The sequence below is a fragment of the Paraburkholderia sp. BR10882 genome, assembly GCF_040948855.1.
Classification (GTDB): Bacteria; Pseudomonadota; Gammaproteobacteria; order Burkholderiales; family Burkholderiaceae; genus Paraburkholderia; species Paraburkholderia nodosa_A.
Window position 1 is genome coordinate 182,265 of record NZ_JBFPKP010000002.1, and the last position, 17,275, is coordinate 199,539.

The 17,275-nt window shown below is 60.4% G+C and carries 15 protein-coding genes and 4 pseudogenes; 8 read left to right on the forward strand and 11 right to left on the reverse strand.

Annotation, left to right across the window (positions count from 1 at the left end; all coding sequences use genetic code 11):
- Positions 1–188: 188 nt before the first annotated feature.
- A complete protein-coding gene (locus AB3X99_RS05790; protein WP_368616716.1) occupies positions 189–1,718 on the forward strand; it encodes a CHAD domain-containing protein in 1,530 nt (509 codons plus the stop codon).
- Positions 1,719–2,521: 803 nt separating this feature from the next.
- The gene (locus tag AB3X99_RS05795) at positions 2,522–2,794 is read left to right on the forward strand and encodes a hypothetical protein (RefSeq protein WP_368616370.1); all 273 of its coding nucleotides are present in this window, start codon (positions 2,522–2,524) and stop codon (positions 2,792–2,794) included.
- A 287-nt stretch (positions 2,795–3,081) separates the two neighbouring features.
- Here the strand turns inward: AB3X99_RS05795 and AB3X99_RS05800 are convergent, their stop codons facing one another.
- Positions 3,082–3,525 carry a hypothetical protein gene (locus AB3X99_RS05800; RefSeq protein ID WP_368603374.1) on the reverse strand — a complete coding sequence of 148 codons (444 nt, stop codon included), beginning with the start codon at positions 3,523–3,525 and terminating at the stop codon, positions 3,082–3,084.
- Positions 3,526–3,718: 193 nt separating this feature from the next.
- Between AB3X99_RS05800 and AB3X99_RS05805 the strand changes: the two are divergent.
- From AB3X99_RS05805 to AB3X99_RS05820, 4 genes and pseudogenes are all read left to right on the forward strand, one after another.
- Positions 3,719–3,841: pseudogene (locus tag AB3X99_RS05805) on the forward strand (glyoxalase); the annotation flags it as partial.
- 141 nt (positions 3,842–3,982) lie between these two features.
- Positions 3,983–4,255: a metal/formaldehyde-sensitive transcriptional repressor gene (locus AB3X99_RS05810; protein WP_368603373.1), complete on the forward strand. Its 273-nt coding sequence runs from the start codon at positions 3,983–3,985 to the stop codon at positions 4,253–4,255.
- Positions 4,256–4,262: 7 nt separating this feature from the next.
- Entirely contained in the window at positions 4,263–5,546 is a 1,284-nt protein-coding gene (gene dmeF, locus AB3X99_RS05815; protein WP_368616371.1) for a CDF family Co(II)/Ni(II) efflux transporter DmeF, read from the forward strand.
- Between the two features lie 3 nt (positions 5,547–5,549).
- Entirely contained in the window at positions 5,550–5,750 is a 201-nt protein-coding gene (locus tag AB3X99_RS05820) for a DUF1289 domain-containing protein (RefSeq protein WP_342947065.1), read from the forward strand.
- Positions 5,751–5,806: 56 nt separating this feature from the next.
- Here the strand turns inward: AB3X99_RS05820 and AB3X99_RS05825 are convergent, their stop codons facing one another.
- A complete protein-coding gene (locus tag AB3X99_RS05825) occupies positions 5,807–6,817 on the reverse strand; it encodes an alpha/beta hydrolase family protein (protein ID WP_368616372.1) in 1,011 nt (336 codons plus the stop codon).
- Positions 6,818–6,983: 166 nt separating this feature from the next.
- A complete protein-coding gene (locus AB3X99_RS05830; RefSeq protein ID WP_368616373.1) occupies positions 6,984–7,697 on the reverse strand; it encodes a DUF4396 domain-containing protein in 714 nt (237 codons plus the stop codon).
- Positions 7,698–8,052: 355 nt separating this feature from the next.
- On the opposite strand from AB3X99_RS05830, the pseudogene AB3X99_RS05835 reads away from it, so the two are divergent.
- A pseudogene (locus AB3X99_RS05835) lies at positions 8,053–8,475 on the forward strand (flavin reductase family protein); the annotation flags it as partial.
- A gap of 40 nt (positions 8,476–8,515) precedes the next feature.
- Positions 8,516–8,680 (forward strand): annotated as a pseudogene (locus AB3X99_RS05840) (phenol degradation protein meta); the annotation flags it as partial.
- Between the two features lie 115 nt (positions 8,681–8,795).
- Here AB3X99_RS05840 and AB3X99_RS05845 read toward each other — a convergent pair.
- The 8 genes and pseudogenes from AB3X99_RS05845 to AB3X99_RS05880 form a co-directional block, all read right to left on the reverse strand.
- Positions 8,796–8,870 (reverse strand): annotated as a pseudogene (locus tag AB3X99_RS05845) (adenylate/guanylate cyclase domain-containing protein); the annotation flags it as partial.
- 98 nt (positions 8,871–8,968) lie between these two features.
- Positions 8,969–10,174, reverse strand: a complete 1,206-nt coding sequence (locus AB3X99_RS05850) for an alginate lyase family protein (protein ID WP_083244963.1) — start codon at positions 10,172–10,174, stop codon at positions 8,969–8,971.
- Positions 10,175–10,769: 595 nt separating this feature from the next.
- Positions 10,770–11,108: an L-rhamnose mutarotase gene (locus AB3X99_RS05855; protein ID WP_368616717.1), complete on the reverse strand. Its 339-nt coding sequence runs from the start codon at positions 11,106–11,108 to the stop codon at positions 10,770–10,772.
- A 207-nt stretch (positions 11,109–11,315) separates the two neighbouring features.
- Positions 11,316–12,842 (reverse strand): UxaA family hydrolase, encoded by a 1,527-nt coding sequence (locus AB3X99_RS05860; protein ID WP_368616374.1) that lies wholly within the window; start codon positions 12,840–12,842, stop codon positions 11,316–11,318.
- Positions 12,839–13,999, reverse strand: a complete 1,161-nt coding sequence (locus AB3X99_RS05865) for a mannitol dehydrogenase family protein (RefSeq protein ID WP_368616375.1) — start codon at positions 13,997–13,999, stop codon at positions 12,839–12,841. The genes AB3X99_RS05860 and AB3X99_RS05865 overlap by 4 nt, the downstream gene beginning before the upstream one ends.
- Positions 14,000–14,030: 31 nt before the next feature.
- On the reverse strand, positions 14,031–15,041 hold the full coding sequence (locus tag AB3X99_RS05870) for a zinc-binding alcohol dehydrogenase family protein (RefSeq protein ID WP_342947059.1): 1,011 nt from the start codon (positions 15,039–15,041) through the stop codon (positions 14,031–14,033).
- Between the two features lie 134 nt (positions 15,042–15,175).
- Positions 15,176–16,192: an aldo/keto reductase gene (locus tag AB3X99_RS05875; RefSeq protein WP_368616376.1), complete on the reverse strand. Its 1,017-nt coding sequence runs from the start codon at positions 16,190–16,192 to the stop codon at positions 15,176–15,178.
- An 82-nt stretch (positions 16,193–16,274) separates the two neighbouring features.
- Complete coding sequence (locus AB3X99_RS05880) at positions 16,275–17,222, reverse strand: ABC transporter substrate-binding protein (RefSeq protein ID WP_342947057.1); 948 nt, start codon at positions 17,220–17,222, stop codon at positions 16,275–16,277.
- Positions 17,223–17,275 lie beyond the last annotated feature (53 nt).

Here is a 17,275-nt window from a genome sequence, read left to right on the forward strand (position 1 = left end):
GCAGGGCAGTGTTATCGAACACGGTGATGACCGCCACAGGCGATCGTGCGACACAGTGCGGCCATCTACGGCCGCTCGACCAAAGACTGATTTGGCTACCGGGCAGCCTGGTTTCCCGTAATCGATGCGGACCGAAACTTGCGCGTCCGGGATTGTGTGATGATGCGGCGCGCGGCATGGAGGCAATCATGGAACGGGAGTTAAAGCTACGAATCGCCCCGGAGGACCTCGGCAAGCTTCGTGGCGCACCGCTGCTGGCGCGCGCTCAGGCCACTGCCGATCGACCGGAATTCCTGAACAGCACGTACTTCGACACGCCGGAACTGGCCCTCCACCGTTGCAAAGCCTCGCTGCGCGTACGCGCCGTCGGAAAGCGGCGAATCCAGACGTTGAAGCTCGAGGGCGCTGTGGAGGCCGGTGTGTTCGACAGGCCCGAATATGAAATGCCGATCAAAAGGGACACGCCCGATCTGGCGCTGCTCTATGACGCCATATCGGCCGATAGCGATTGCGGCAGGCTGATCCGTGATCAGGCCGTCGCCGCGCAACTCGCTCCTGTTTTCGTCACACGCATCCATCGCACTGCAATCGCGCTGCACCTGCCGTCGGAAGACGAACTCGAAATAGCGCTCGACGAGGGAACTGTCGACGCGCAAACGCGCTCGGTGCCGCTCGCCGCTGTCGAACTCGAACTGAAACAGGGCAAGCCGGAGGCGCTCCACGCGACGGCGCTCGAACTTCTGAAGACCGTACCGCTGAGCATCGACCATCGCAGCAAGGCCGATATCGGCTACGAATTGCTCGTGGCCGAGCACGCCGCGCCCGTGAAGGCCGAACCCGTGCGCTTGTCGAAAGACAATTCGATTGAGGACGTGTTCTGTACGATCGTCCATAACTGCCTCTCGCAGGTGCATGCCAACGAGCGCGGCGTCGTGTCCGGTCATGATCCGTCAAGCGTTCATCAGATGCGGGTCGGACTGCGACGTTTGCGCTCGGCGCTGGACCTGTTCGCCAAGGCGATTCCTCCCTATTCCGGGCTCGACGACGAACTGCGCTGGATCGCGGCGGAACTCGGCGCCGCGCGTGACTGGGAGGTCCTTGCCGGGGCCACACTCGATCGGGCGGGCGCGGACGGCAATGCAGACGAACTCATGCCGGTGCGGCAGGCGTGCACGCTGGTCGCCGTCGACAACCGGCAGCGTGCGGCGGCCGCGGTCGAGTCGGTTCGCTACACGCGTCTGGTGCTCGAACTCGCGCTGTGGCTGGCCTGCAAAAAATGGCGCGACGATATGACCGGCAAACAACGCGCAGCGCTTGACAGCCCCGCGAGGCAGTTCGCCGACAAGGTGCTGCGGCGCAGGCACAGCAGGCTGATCAAGCGTGGCAAGGGCCTCGCCGATCTCGACGATCACCGCCGGCACCGCGCGCGTATCGCGGCGAAGAAGGTTCGGTATGCGACAGAGTTCTTTGCGTCGTTGTTCTCGAAACGGGCCGTGCAGCACTACGTGAAAGCGCTGACTGCACTTCAGGACGATCTCGGCTGGCGTAACGATGCGGTGGTCGCCGATCAGCTTCTGCGGACCGTTTCGCGCAGGTCGAGGGACGCAGCGCCAGGCGCGGCTTATGCCCGAGGCTATCTCTCTTCACGCGTCGCTGCAGATCATCAAACGCTAAAGAAGCTATGGAATCGTTTCAGACGCCTCCCGCCACCGCATTGAGTCGGCGCGCGACAGGTGAAACGGCACCTGAGGTCCGATTCGGCATCGGGTCCGATGCGCTGCAAACGGCGCGCAGCGCAGCATCGTCCCACGGCTACCTGCGACTACCGCGCGTTGTCGCCGCCGAGAGCAGCGTACCGCCTGGCGAGCATCAGATCGGCCACGCAGCGGAAGGGACCGGCAAAGGTTGCGGCGCTCGCGCGTGAAATGGGCGTGCGCGAAAGTCCCCTTGATGCTGTGCGCTCCATTGCGCAACGGCCATCCTGAAGCAAGGCTCGCCTCATGGCCAGATCCGGATGCCCAGCAGCACAGCAACAAGAAGGCCGAGCGAAGCGCCAAGCAGCAGCACGCCGAGAAGCAGCCACCGGTTTGGGGTCGTAATAGGCACGTTCTCTATCGCTCCCGTGGCACGCGATTGAACCAATTCATGCGCAACGCAACAAATCGTCGTGCAGTTCTCAGGGTGAACGTCGACAATGGCAGCATGAGACACGGCGTGAGCAGGGACAGGCCGAAGACGGTCAGTGGATGATGCGTCGCATCACTTGAATGACTCGAATCGAAGATGGTATAGGAGGCAGCCTTAAGGCTGCCTTATGGTGTCGCGGTCCTGGTCCCGCAAAGGCTACTGCATGGCGTCGGCGATCAGAATCGCAGGGATTCTGCGAAAATGATGCCGCACACGAGCAGAATCGTTGTCGGAAACAGGGCAACGAGGCGCAACATTCCGTCGGAAGACGCCCTGTTCCTGTTATCGGGCAAGTTCCGACTCGTGCACGCGTTCATATTTTGAGGACTGGTTCATGAAGAATCCCGCGCTCGCGCATCTGACATTCGCCGCCGCTGCAGTCAGCCCCACCAGTGCCGTCCACGCGACTGATGTCAATGTCGGCATCAATGTAGGCGCGCCTGTCGTGGTTGCCCCACCCGCTGCCGTGGTCGTCACGCCTGGATGGCACGACGACCGATATTGGGATGGACATCGCTACTGGAATCGCGATGACTGGGAAAAACATCACCATCACGACAAAGGATGGCACTGCCCTCCGGGACACGCCAAAAAAGGCGAGTGCTGATCGGCTTTGCGCGACCCCCGATCCCTACCGCAGACGCAGCCCGCAGAGCTGCTGCTGGCCTCGTTGCCATTCAACGGACTTGGAGCGACGCCCACTGACCCAGGAGCGGTCGATGGCCAACGTCCGCTTGCGGGCTAACTCACAGCCGAAGGGAAGGATGTCGTTACCGAACTTCGCGCCGACCGTCATCGGCCAGAGCACAGACACTCGCGGCCAAGCCCCTGTGTGATCAACCGTACCGGCGTGACAGCGTGTCACTCTGGTGGCTTCGACGACTTCCTGGAAGCTCACGTCGGCCAGGTCCTGCCCGGACGATAACCATCGGTAACTTCCTTCTTGTCCAGTCCGAGGGCGCTGGCGACCTCGTTCTTCGTGGCGAACCGGGCGGTAACGTGAAATTTGGTGGTGCTCTGGCGCATTCGCCCGATACCATAGGCGCCCTTCTCGTTTTCCTTGATGATGACGTCTGCGGGATGAGCCGCCTCCCCACGGAAGCCCGCCGACTCGAAATCGATATGCTGACGCGTTTTGATATTGGATTCGGCAGTTCGGTCGAGATCGTAGGCCACTAACCAGGCATTCCCGGAAATTGCCCGCCCTGGCCGATAGGACTGCTCAAGGTCAAACACCCACAGCGCTGACCCGTTATGCGACATGAGCTTTTTCTCCACCGCGGCGGCTGCGTGCTGCTTGGGAATCCAGCGAAACAAGCTCCACTTTTCTTTCGCCATGAAAGTCTCCACGAGTGTTGTCGGACTCAAAGCATCTGTCGCGAACGGTTGCTTATTACAACAGTTCGCTAGCCGGTTTATTCCGTGCCTCGGAGATGGCAACAGGTTCAGCGGGCGATACCTGGATGGGGAGTTGTGGTCCTGAGAGAGCCATTGCCACTGCGAATGCGTAAGCGGTTGGGCGGGCTGCAGTCGGGCCTTCGGTATTCCCTTCAAGGAAGAGAAAGGCGGCTATCTCCATACGGAGAGTCTGCCAGGCGCAAACACTTTCGCCTTGTGGCCGCTCTCCCAGGCCGCTCAGTCGCGCTTCGGCAGCAGCGAACATCGCGTCCGGAGCGGCTATTCCCCGAAGCGCGCGGCGCTTGTCAAATGCATGCTGCCGCGATCCACAAGTGATTTTTAGTATACCCCCTTACCCTATCGGTGATAGACTTCGCCCGCAAACGGGAGAACAGGTATGAGCCATACGATTCGCGAAAAGCAGAAGCTGCTTAACCGCATTCGCCGGATTAAAGGGCAGGTTGAAGCGATTGAAAGGGCACTGGAAGAAGAACGCGGTTGCATGGCCGTGCTGCAACAGGTCACGAGCTGTCGTGGCGCCATGAACGGGCTGCTCGCCGTCGTGCTCGAGGACCACATTCGCACCCATCTCGTCGATGCAGAACCGGACGACGAGCATGGCAGCGGAACAGAGCAACTGATCGAAGTAGTCCACAGCTACTTCAAGTGAGAGAAGCATGAGTCAATTCGAGGATGCCGCCTTCGGGGCGGGACATGACCATATCTTCCTGGGCGCTGCCCACGAAGAGAACGAGCGCAGGACATGGATGGTGATTGCGCTGTGCAGCGCGATGATGGTGACCGAGATCGTCGGCGGAAGTCTTTTTGGCTCGCTTGCGCTCGTTGCCGACGGCCTGCACATGTCAACACACGCCGGCGCGATGCTCATCGCTGCGCTCGCGTATACGTACGCGCGAAAGCATGCGAGCGACAGCCGCTTCGTATTCGGTACGGGGAAGCTGGGCGATCTCGCGGGCTTTACCAGCGCCATTGTGCTCGCCATGATCGCGCTGCTGATCGGGTACGAGGCGGTTTCGCGCTTTCTCTCGCCCGTGCCCATTCACTTCGGCCAGGCGATCCCCATCGCCGTTCTTGGCCTGCTGGTGAATCTTGCAAGTGTCTGGCTGCTCAGCGGCAACCATCACGGCCACAGTCATGGACATGGGCACAGCCACGGCCACGGACATGAAGACGAACACGGCCATGATGAAGAGGCGCATCGCATCTTCGGTACTGCTGGAGTTTTCGCCGTGTCGATCTTCGAAGATGGCGTGCCACCCGTCTTCCGTATTACGCCTGAGACGGCTTCTTCGAACCTGACCGCCGACGCGGTATCAGTCACGACGGTCCGCCCCGACGGTTCGCGTCAGACCTTCGCGTTTGCCGACCGTGGGAGCTATCTGGAGTCGAAAGATGACATTCCCGAGCCGCATGCATTCAGGGCGATTGTCGGCTTGCCCGATGGCGAGCAGTCAATCGAATTCGAAGAGCACGATCACAGTCACGAAGACGCACATGCTGCCGCGAACCGCGACCACAACATCCGCTCGGCCTACATTCACGTCATCGCAGACGCGGCAGTTTCCGTGCTCGCGATCATCGGCCTTCTGCTGGCCCGTGCGTTCGGCTGGGTCTGGATGGATCCGCTCGCAGGCGTGATCGGCGCCCTGGTGATTGCTAACTGGTCGTGGGGCCTGATGCGCGATACGGGAGGCATTCTGCTCGACATGAATCTGGATAAGCGCATGGCCGAAAACGTTCGTCACATTATTGAAGACAACGGTGACGCCGTGCTTGATCTCCATGTCTGGCGGGTCGGTCCGGGCCACATGAGTGCGGTGGTGTCAGTCGTCACCAGTGAAGCACAACGCAGCCCCGGCTTTTATCACGCGGCGCTCAAGCGCTTTAAGGGGCTGTCCCATGTGACGGTCGAAGTGAACGCCCCTCGGGCCGCCACGTAAACCATGGCTGCCAAATCGCCCTGCATCGACCTGTGTGCGTTCGATGGCAAGACGGGGTTCTGCACGGGCTGCTACCGGACGCGTGAGGAAGCCCGCGGCTGGAAAAAGATGACGGACCACCGGCGCCATCAGATCCTCAATGAAAGGTCCCGGCGAGAGGCAAAGCTGGGACGTGAAGCGACGCGGGCGTCGGAGCAGGACTGAAGACCGCACACCCTATCGCGGTGTCACGATCCGCAACACAGGGTCGACCTGATGCGTTATAGATTTGCATGCAAGAAGTCCACGACCTCATGGTCGATCTGACGATGGATCTCCACGCGATCAATCCCGGGCGCGTCCTGACAGATCAGCGCCCCATTGGTTGCGACCGAGGCCGGGCAAGGATCGATGAAAACGAAGTGATTGCCTGGCACGATGTGAACCGCAGGCGGTGTAGGCAAGCTTGAGACGACAGCAAGAGAGTTGCTCGCAGAACCAAGGTAGCTGTCATCCTGCGGGCGATAGAGCATGGTCGGTACGCGCACAGCGGACAAGCCAGGTGCCCCAAACATCATGGCCAGTGGATCCATCAGCACCAGGGCCTTCAGGCGGTGATCAACGGGCGGTTGCCAAGCTATCAGTTCAGCAGGTACAGCTACTTTAACCTGAGTGCCGTGCGCACGATTGCTGGTTGCTGAACGCGGACATGACCCCGGATCATCGTGATTTGCGCAGTACGCACTGGCATAGGCAAAATCGGGTTTCGCTCCCGCCAGGATCAGTGCGGTGTAGCCGCCAGCCGAGTATCCAATCATGCCAATCCGGCTGACATCGGCGCTTGCTGAAAACCGTGGATCTCCGAGCACTGCATTAAGCGCGGCCTCTGCCTGTCGGGGGCGGTCGATCAGAATCTGGGCTTGGGACGGCGCGCGGGGAAAGCCCGAAGCGTCCCCCACGTGCGTCGGCAAGACCGCGATAAATCCGGCGCGAGCCAGAGCGGTCGCCAATTCACGATGGCTTAACGGGCCTCCACCTCGTCCGTGCGAAATCAATACAACCGGGAACCGGCTATCCAGTGCAGGCGGAGCATTGAGTGTCGCCTCGACAGTGAATGGACCCGCTTGCCATGGCACCTCGCGCTCATGCGTAGGGTAAAAGACAACGGTGTCGAAAGGAGCAGCATCGCCCACCACCGTGAGACGGATTACCCCTGCGTTAAAAGTAGCCGGATCGGCCAGCGTGGAACACGTACATACGATTGCTAACACAACGGTCACTATCCAACGCATGTCGCTACTCCTGGACAGCCAGAATGAGAGGCGAGGATATCAGAACGCGCTACGTGCCTGGTCTTGACGCGGTGGAAGCTTCCCGACTGCTGGAAAACATCAGGACGCGTTCATTGCAATATATCTGCACCGGCCGGGCGAGGCCCGCCGCAGATCCAATGCAGAATTACATCTTTTCCTTCACCCCAGAACGGATCAGCCACACGTTGACAGGGTAGCTGGTTGCGAATCCTGCGAGCATCGCGAGCTGCATGGCGAACCAGAACTCAGCAGTCCCAACGTTCGCGACCATCCCGTAGGCCGGCTTGAACCACAGGAACTGGATGATGGCCATAAGTCCAGACATGCCGACCTGCCACGCCGTAATCGACGCGATATCCGCTTTGACTGCCGCGACCACGCCTTCGGTTGCCGACAGCCCGCGCATGGGTTTGATCGTGAAATATTGAAACACGATGCCGAGCAGAAAGGCGACGAGGAAGTCCGGGATCCAGACCGCAAACGTCTTGTCGTCAAACACTGTGTGCCATCCGAACCAGACTGCCAATGCGGGAAAGGCAAATGCGGTCCATTCGACGATGATGTCGCCGAGTGCACAGCCGGCGCCGCAGTGACTCGTTCCTTTCATCACCGTCGCGGAGAACGGCTGGGCGTCGCTCCTGCGTCGAGCGTCGCCGACACTCCGTCCCCACGCGTAGTAGGCGGCAATCCATAGGACGCTGCCGAATAACGCCGTTAGGGGCCAGACGACATTCATGATCCACATCTTCTGGGGGTGTCGAACTTCGTCGACCACGATAGCAACAGCACAAATAGCGCCCAAAATGATCCAGGCGAGTGAAAGCGTGTCAAGCCAAGTTGGGAAGGTTCCGTAAGTCATCGCTGTCTGTGCCGGCCGGTCGGATACGAAGTCGGCAGCAAGGCGCGTTCCGTGCCTGCGAACCGGTGTGCCGTCTTGCGCCCGCACAGCGCACTCCCGACGTTTCTTCCACAGAGTCGCAGCAGAGCACATCGAGCAGCACCGGCCCACACTTGACGCGCGACCGCGGCCTTTGCGAACGAATGACGCGCCTGCCTGCCCAGAATACTGCGCGCTCACAGCGGGCTCGTTTTCTCGCCAATTTCTATGGGGGCTGTTCCGAGCCGCGAGTGCCAAATTGTCGTCGGTCTGGATAGCTATCCCACTGCGCGCTCGCCACGAACGCTTGTAGGGCTCGGGGCCTGGACTTCCGGCTTGCGAGGCACGGGATGGCCGCAAGATTGGTCTGACCGCAAACTCGTTCGCGTCACTGTCGCTCGATCCACCACTCGTGATCTGGAGTTTCGGCAAGACTTCACCCAGTTGCGCGGATTTCGTCCATGCCGGCTACTTCGCGATCAACGTGCTTGCCGAAGACCAGACCGACCTGTCGCGCCGCTTTTCGAAACCGTCGCCCGACAAGTACGTCGGCGTCGCCTGCCGTGAAAGCCTTGGTGGCACCGTGGTGCTCGACGGCTGCAGCGCGCACTTCGTGTGTCGCAACCTGGCGCAGCACGAAGGCGGCGATCACCTGATCTTTATCGGGCAGATCGAGCATTTCGAAGCAGAGGGCCACGCGCCGCTGGTCTTCCATTCCGGGCAGTACGGCGCGGTAACCAATAATCCGGCATTAATTTAATCATATTATTTAGCATTACATATTTATAAGGTTTGCCGCCATGAAGCACCCCACGTCCCGCATGCTGCTCTGCTTCGCTCTTTCTGGAGTCCTGAGCGGATCGGCAATAGCGGGCGACCTGCCCAACGTCAACCTCGGCTTCACGAGCTTCCTCGATGGTGCACCGCCGGCGGGGTCCGGCTGGTATGCAACGCAGTACCTCGAGTGAATTGGCCGCTGCTGCCCGCGCGACGCGGGCTATATAAACCCACGTACGAAGATCGACCGCAGAAGACGTGAGATCGGCTAAATGCCGGATTGATGACTGCAGCGCCCCACTAGTCATAGATGAACTTTCGCCTGCCGATGACACCGGCGACCACGGGTCCGCTATTGATGCCAATACGCAATTGGAGGCCCTAGCCATCACCTGGACTAGTCTTTGGGCACACCCAAGTGGGACAAACCCGGAAAATTCACGCTAGATCTGAGCCGGGAAACGCAAGCGGATCACTTACTTGAGGGTGTACGTCAACGTGCCATACCCAAGTTGGTCGAAGCCGCCGCTGGTCGAGCCGTAGTCGCCACCGCCGCCTTCCGGACGCACCCGCTGCGCGTGTTCGGCAACGCCCGGCGCCTTGAGTTTCTTCAACACCACGTAGTGGTTGTAGAGCAACTCCCAGATTGGCCGCGTATTGCCTCTCGATGCAGGCGAAATCACGAGCTGTGTCGCGAGACTGTCGGAATACAGGGTGTAAGGCACTTCATGTCCCAGGTTGTATTGGGCAGCGTATTCGGCTCCCTTCAGCAGACGATCGTGGTCGTATCCGAACAGATCGTCTCCCTGATTCCAGGCCATCTGACAGAACGCGCCCGCCAATGCGATGTCGAGCATGGTGTGTCCCTGGTCGCGGCCGCTTTCCTGAACCTGACCGAGCCCGTTCGGATACAACTTCCAGACGAGGTGTTCGATGGAACCGTTGCCTGCGCCGTGCTTGAAATACTCGACCGCTTCGGAATAGATGTCCCGACGGTCGGTGAGCACGCCGATCGCCAGCATCGATGTCATGTTGGCAAGATCCCAGTTCGCCCAGTAGTGATCGACCTTCGTGCCGTTGTGACGGGTCAGGAAGTCCTGGTTCATCGGATAGAACACAGTAATCATCATCGACTGGAAGCGATGAAAATCTGCCGCTTGCCATTGCGGCGACGTGCGCAGGATTTCCGCGGCGTTAGCCAGTTCGTAGCCGTAGATCCCGGAGGCGAGGAACTTGTCCGAACTCCCCTCGATCTTCCTCAGGCTATGCGACCAGGCATTCAGGATGGCGATGGCCTTGCCGGCATAGGCATCGTCGCCCGAGACTTTCCAGCGCAGCGCGAGCGCATAGGCCGCTGCTGCATCGTTGAACAAAGACGAATAATTCTGCGCATGCTCGGGATCCTCGCCGCGATAGATCGCATCCTGGGGACTTGCCTTCCAGTCCAGCGACGCGTGACGATTGGCGATCAAGCGCTGCCAACCTTGCAGCCATGGCTGCTTTCCCTGCGCCACGTTGACTCGCATGCGCTGAAAGTCCTGTTCACTGTGCAGCAGGCCCGGATGTGCGAACGGCTTCGTCTCGATACCAGTCGTTGTTTGCACGGCCACCACAGTGTGCTTCGCGTCTCCGCTAGCGTCGTGGTTAACCGGTTGAGAGACGCAGGCCGCGAGGATGTTCATGGCGCCGATTGATGCGATGAGTATCGATTTTCTGGACATCAGCAGAGGAAGCTCAAGTCTTGAATGAATGGCTACCCCCGCTTTGTTGCGAAGGCTGAACCCGTACTAAATCAACGAGAATTCGAGAAAAGCGTTGACACTGTCGGAACACGGAGCACAAACAAGCGAGGCGTCACGACGTCCGGCCGTCGGGCAATCGATAATCCACGGGGCCGCGTGGCACGGCCTTACTGCGTTTGGATGCGCTCCAAAACGTTTGTGTTTCGCACACTGGACTGAGGTCAGTCGACGCATCGTTCCCAAGGCCTGCATGAGGTTGGAATCACAGGCAGCATTGACGGTGCAGCCAGAGTCCCTCCTCTCCGATCCACATCTGAATCAGCACAGGTAAGAGAGGTCGGCTGACGCGGTAGCATGGGGAATCGCAAAGAACGCGGCACGCACATGCGTAACGCTGGATCGGAAAGTCAAGCCTTTGAACATACCGTTCCCCCGTCGTACGCGCCTCACCGTTTGTCCACGGCATGTTCACTGTCCTCGATGAGCCTGATTTATTCCTTCTTATTCCTTCGCCGCGCCACGTTCTCCGGCGATTCTATTGCTGTGCCAGGTCGAGTATCCGGCTCATCGCCATCCACTTCTGTCCGGACGGCGTCCACGGTGTGGGCGCCTGAAACTGACACATCAACGTCTCCCACCGCTGGACCACGGGGTTATTTTGAGCAGCAGTCGCCATCCTGGCAGCGTCATATATTGCGTCGTCTGTTTCCATCACCATGAGCAATCGGGTTCCCAGACGGTAAATCTCCATGTCCAGAACGCCTTGGTCTCGTATGTGCCGGATCACTTCAGGCCAAACCTGGCGGTGAAGTTCTTCATAACGGGTAATAAGCTCAGGATCTTCTTTCAGGTCCAGGGCGAAGCAGTAACGCACGATCACTCCTGTTTTAAGTGCCGCAGTCATTCAGCTGGGATCACGCCTTGCGTGGCTTGCTGCCGCATGGCGTTCCATGCATGCCGTCAAATGAATCGCTAACCTCATCTCTCACAGTCGCATTGCTAAGCGCTGCGCTAACGCCGAATCGCCGTAAGAGGTGAAGTCCATCTCCGCTCCCCGCATACCATACCCGGGCATCGCCCGTTACATGATCGCTCCCCGCAGCCAGGGAACGAACTCGCGATCACCGATTCCGTTTTCCTCGCTGCGCGTTCGCCTTCCCGATGCGACCTCCAGAATGAACTGGAACAGTTGCATCCCTGCTTCCTCGACGCTCAGACGACCGTCGACGATGTCGCCGCTGTTGAAGTCCATGTCCGGGCGCATTCGCTCGAACAGATGCGTAGTGGTTGCGATCTTGATGGTGGGAGCCGGCCTGGAACCGAAGACCGAGCCGCGTCCAGTCGTAAAGCAGATCAGGTTGGCCCCTCCCGCTATCTGCCCCGTAGCCGACACCGGGTCGTAGCCCGGCGTGTCCATGAATACGAGGCCGCTTTCAGATACCGGCTCTGCGTAGTCGTAGACCGCGTTCAGTACGGTGCCGCCTGCTTTCGAGACTGCTCCCAGTGACTTTTCAAGAATCGTTGTGATGCCACCTGCCTTGTTGCCGGGCGACGGGTTGTTGTTCATTTCGCCGCCATTTTCTGCCGCGTAGCGTTCCCACCACCGCAATTTTGCGAGCAGACGCGCGGCGACGTCATCCGACGCTGCCCGTGCCGTCAGCAGATGCTCTGCCCCGTAAATCTCCGGCGTCTCCGACAGGATTGCGGTGCCGCCATTGCGTGCGATCAGGTCGACCGCCGCGCCGAGCGCGGGATTGGCGGTGATCCCCGAGTACCCGTCCGAACCGCCGCACTGCAGCCCGATTTTTAGCCGCGCCACAGGTACTGTTGTGCGCACGGCCCGATCTGCCACTTCGAGCAGTTCGTGTACGATCGCGGTTCCCCGCGTCACCGCCTCGCGGACACCGCCTGCGTCCTGGATGACGAGCGTTCTGATCGACCCGTCATGGCCCGCTCGCAACGATGCCGCGAGATCCTCGACCTGATTGACCTCACAACCCAGTCCGACAAACAGCACGGCCGCAAAATTGGGATTGCGCGCATAACCGGCCAGTGTCCGACGCAATATCGCGATTCCGTCACCGGAGGCCGACATCCCGCATCCGCTCTGGTGCGTAATCGCGACAACACCGTCCACGCTTCCGAAGGCCTCCATGGCTGCCCCCCGGAACGCATCCGCTATCGCATGACAAACACTGGCCGAGCAGTTGACGCTCGCGATAACGCCGATGTAATTGCGCGTTCCTACCTGACCGTCCGGCCGCACGAATCCCTGAAACGTGTCGGAGCGGTCGATCTCTGCAGCCCGAAGCGCCGTTTCGTGGCCCGACTGCCCACTCCCATGACGTTCAGGCATGGCGACGTTGTGTACGTGAACGTGTTCGCCCGCAGCGATGTCGCATAGCGCAACGCCAATCGTCTGCTGATACTTTGTCACGGACGCGCCGCGGGCGATGTTCCGTATCGCCACCTTGTGACCGGCTGGCACGGGCGTCAAGACCTGAACCTGCTGCCCATTCGTATCGATCTGCGTGCCTGCATCCAGTGCGCGAAGCGCAACTGCAACGTTGTCTTCACGGTGAAGCACCAGAAACGTCTCCGCGTTCATGATGCGTGCCTCCCTTCTATAGCGTCCAGGCGGTTCTGCGCGGCCAGCATGCTTCGCAAGCGCGGCTGTGTAGACGTAAGCGACAACGAATCCGCGAGTTCGATCAACGGCTTTATTCGCCGTCTGACCTTTTCTCCGTGATTGGTCGCAATGTCCGCGATACGATGAGCCAACCAGGGATTGAGCAGCCGGTCGCGCACATTTTCGATGTAGCGCGCCGCGGCACTGTGCAGGCCCAATGCGTCGAACACCGGCAGGACCTCCTCGTGCCAGACTCCTTCGATACCGTCCCGAAGTCGGGGATCGCTCATCGCCACCAGCACCGTTTCATTCGACGGGCGGCGCTCGTTGATCCACCGATCGGCGAGCCAGCTGTGGCCGAGATTGAGAAAGAAGAGCTTCAGACGCTCATGGGTACGCAGGTCGTCTGTCACGACAATCTGCTCGTGCACACATGGCAACTCCATGCCTGTACGCCGCTCGATGGCCCATAGCGCATACGGTTCCGCGATCGCGCCGACCGGGTCGATCGGCTCGGACACGATCCGGTCGACCAGTGAGTTTACCCAGACGCAGCTATGCTGCAGATACCCGATAAACGTCGCCGGCATTCCCCATCGCCGTGCCACGCCGAGCACGATATCGCGAAGCGTGTTGCCATTGTTCTCGACAAGTTCGCAGGGAAAGATCGACACACCATCATCGGGACGCACCTGCCAACGTGCATGCAGGAGAACCATCAGCTTCACCGGAAAGCTGTGCGGCACCTGTTCGTCGCCAACAAGCATGTCCGCCGAATCCCGGTCGTCAAGCCGGTAACCGGCATCGCCCGTGTTCGAGACAATGACCCGCACCTCCTCGATCATGACGCGACGAATGTCTGCCCAGTCAAGATCGGCGACCCACGCCTTCTGGACGGCGTGGCAATCGACGACGCGATCGACCGCCACACTGCCTTCCCTGCCCCGAATGCGGACGGGATAACTGCGTGTATGCGCAAGTGCGGCAATTCGCGCTCGGCTCGACGGATTGCCCGTGGTCTGCACAACGGCGATTGCGCCAATCGCGTCGCCGCGCTCAAGGGCCTGCGATACGAAAAAAGCGACATGGGCCAGCAGAAACCGGCTGGTGCCAAACTGAAGAATGGGTGTGCTCATGCTGCCTGTCCTGATTGTTTCGCAGTGCAATTCAACATTCGACCAACGCCTTGACAACGGTCTGCCCGGGTTCCAGCAATCGCGGAAATGCGTCGGGCACCTCGTCAAGGCGCATGCGGTGCGTATTCAACGCCTGGTCAGGAATGCGGCCCGCACGCATCGCCTCCAGCACGGTTTCGAAGTCGGTGGCGGTAGCGTTGCGGCTTGCAAGCAACGTGGTCTCGCGCTTATGAAATTCCGGGTCGGAGAATGTCACCTGACCCGGCACGATCGAGATGAGGGTGTATTTCCCGCCATGCGCGACGAAGGCGAAGCCGCGGTTCATCGCGTCGATGTTGCCGGTCGCGTCAAAGACCACATCAAAAAACTCGCCATGCGTGAGCGATGCGAGTTGCGCCACGTCGTCCGGCCCCACCGCGACCGTTGCATCGACGCCCAGATGCGACCTGCAGAATTCAAGGCGGTCCGCGCGCGTGTCCAGACAAACGACCGTGGCACCGCGCAGCCTGGCAAAGATCATCGCCGCCATGCCAATCGGGCCAGCCCCGACCACCAGCACCCGTTGACCGGGCGACACATCGGCACGCCGCACGGCATGTGCGCCGATGGCAAGAAATTCGAGCATGGCCGCCTGATCGAGCGACACCCCTTGCGCCTTGTGCACGAACTGCGCAGGCACGCTGAGATACTCGGTCAGTGCGCCATCGCGATGCACACCCAGCACCTGGATGTTGACGCAGCAGTTCGTCTTGCCTTGACGGCATGCGACGCAGTGTCCACACGACAGATAGGGCATGACGTAGACGCCGTCGCCAGCCGCGAACCCCGAGTCAGGTTCCGCCTCGACGACCACTGCAGACAGCTCATGACCCATTACGCGCGGGTATTGGAGGTAGGGTTGACTGCCGGTAAAAATATGCAGATCGGTACCGCAAATCCCGACACGGCTGACCCGCATCAGTACTTCGCCGTCACCCCGCGCGGGCAGATCACGCTCCTCGGCGCGCAGTACCCCGGGTGATTCGCAGATCACGCTAAGCATGTTGATATCCTCACGATCAGGTCAGGTATGGTGGCTCGGTGTGCACCGATAGATCGCATCCAGGTCGCGTGGAGGCCAGTGGCCGGCACGTGCTTCGTTGCACCCGTCGTGCTGGTGTGCGTCGACGCGCGGCGTCATTGACGACTCCCGGGAACCGGCGCATCTGGGACGATCAGCCCTTCCTGGCCAAGCGCGCCCCAGAAGTCCGCCGGCACGGGTTGTTCGAGCCACGTGATGTTCTGCTGCAGCTGCGAAACACTACGCGCACCGATCACGCAGGAAACGACAGCGTCATGCGCGAATGGAAACTGCAGCGCCGCCGCAGGAAGTGGAACATTGAAGCGCTCACATAGAGCGGAAAGGCGACGCACCTTCCCGACGACTTCGGCTGGCGCATCCGAATAGTTGAACTTGCCGTTGCCAGCGAGTACGCCGGAATTGAATACCCCGCCCACGACGACGCCTGTGCCAACGCGGGCGCAGCGATCGAGCAGCGGCTCCAGCGCGCCCTGTTCGAGCAGGGTGTACCGGCCGGCCAGCAGAATGACGTCGAGCGGCGCTTCGTTCAAAGCATCAACGGCGACTTCCCACTCGTTGACGCCAAGGCCGACTGCGCGGACTTCGCCGCCTGCGCGTAGCTCCTCGAGCGCGCGAAACCCACCGCCGGCCGTAAGTTGGCTCCAGTAGTGCGTATGTCGATCGCCGTGAGTCAGACTGCCGATGTCATGGACATACAGGATATCGATTTGCGCGAGGCCGAGGCGTTGCTGGCTGTCTTCGTACGAGCGCATGATGCCCTCGTAGCTGTAGTCAAACACGGGACGAAACGGCAGCGGTTCGGCCCAGCCATCGTCACCGGGCTCGACACCGCCATCGGGGCGCATCAAACGGCCCACTTTCGTGCTCAATGTGAAAGCGTTGCGCTGACGCGCCGCGAGTGCCTGCCCGACGCGCCGTTCGGAGAGTGTATAGCCGTAATACGGCGCGGTATCGAAGTAGCGCAGGCCTGCGGACCAGGCGGCGTCGACCAATGCGTAGGCATCGGTGGCCGACATGGCACGGTAGAGCCCGCCAAGCTGGGAGCAACCAAGGCCAAGCCTGGTCAGTTCGAGGCCGCTGCGCGGTAAGGCGCGTTTTTCGGAAGCGTTCATAAACCGGGGAGGCAGGTGTCAGGGGAATACCGTGAAGGCTCCCTGCGACGGGCCAAATGGCTTCGTCGCAGATCGGCCACCATCAGTAGAGGACGTTCTTCGCTTCCTGAGAGTCGAGGTTCGGTTTGTCGACCATGACGACACCGGTATCGACCAGCTTCGCGACAGGCTTGTGTTCGATGACGCCGACCACCGTCTGGATTCCCTTGCTCCCCATCTGCCACGACCCCTGAACGGCAATCGCCTGGATGGTGCCGTCGCGAACGAAGCCTTGCAGATCCTCATTGCCATCGAAACCGACCGCCACCAGCTTGCCCGCCTTGCCTGCCTGCTTGAGCGCGCGTCCCATGCCGACCGCGGTCGGTTCGTTCGCGCCGAAGATGCCCTTCAGATCCGGATTCGCGGACAGCACATCGGTCGTCTGGTTCAGCGCTGTCGCCATCTGCGACTGCGAGTAGTAAGGTCCGACAATCTGCAGCTTCGAATGGGCCGCGATGTATCTACGGAAGCCGCCTACCCGGCCAACTTCCGATCCGGCGCCGGGCACGTACGACATGACTGCAATTTTGCCCGTCTGTCCTACGCGAGCGATCAATGCCTGGGCACATAGTTCGCCCGCCTTCTCGTTGTCGGTCGAGAGGAACGATTGGTAATACGGTTTGCCTGAGTCCGAGATTGCCGAGTCGATCAGCACCACCGGGATATGTGCTTCCCAGGCTTTCTTGATGGCAGGCACGAGAGCGTCAGGATCGGAAGGCGCCAGCACGATACCTGCCACGTGCCGGTTGACCGCGTTCTCGACCATGTTTACCTCGTCGGCGATGTCCGACTCGGCGGCCGGCCCCTGGAAGGTCATCGTATAGCCCTTCGTTTCGGCAAGCGCCGCGTTCGCACCCTTCTGCACGTTCTGCCAGTAGTTCGAGTTGACCGTCTTGACGATCACGGCGATCTCGCCGCCTGCAGCATATGCGCCGGTACTGAACGCTGCACACAACATCGCCGATACCGTCAGCAGGGAAAGCTTTCGCATGTCTCGCTCCTCTCTTGTGGTTGAACTTCGTATGGTGGTTGAACTACGTGTGA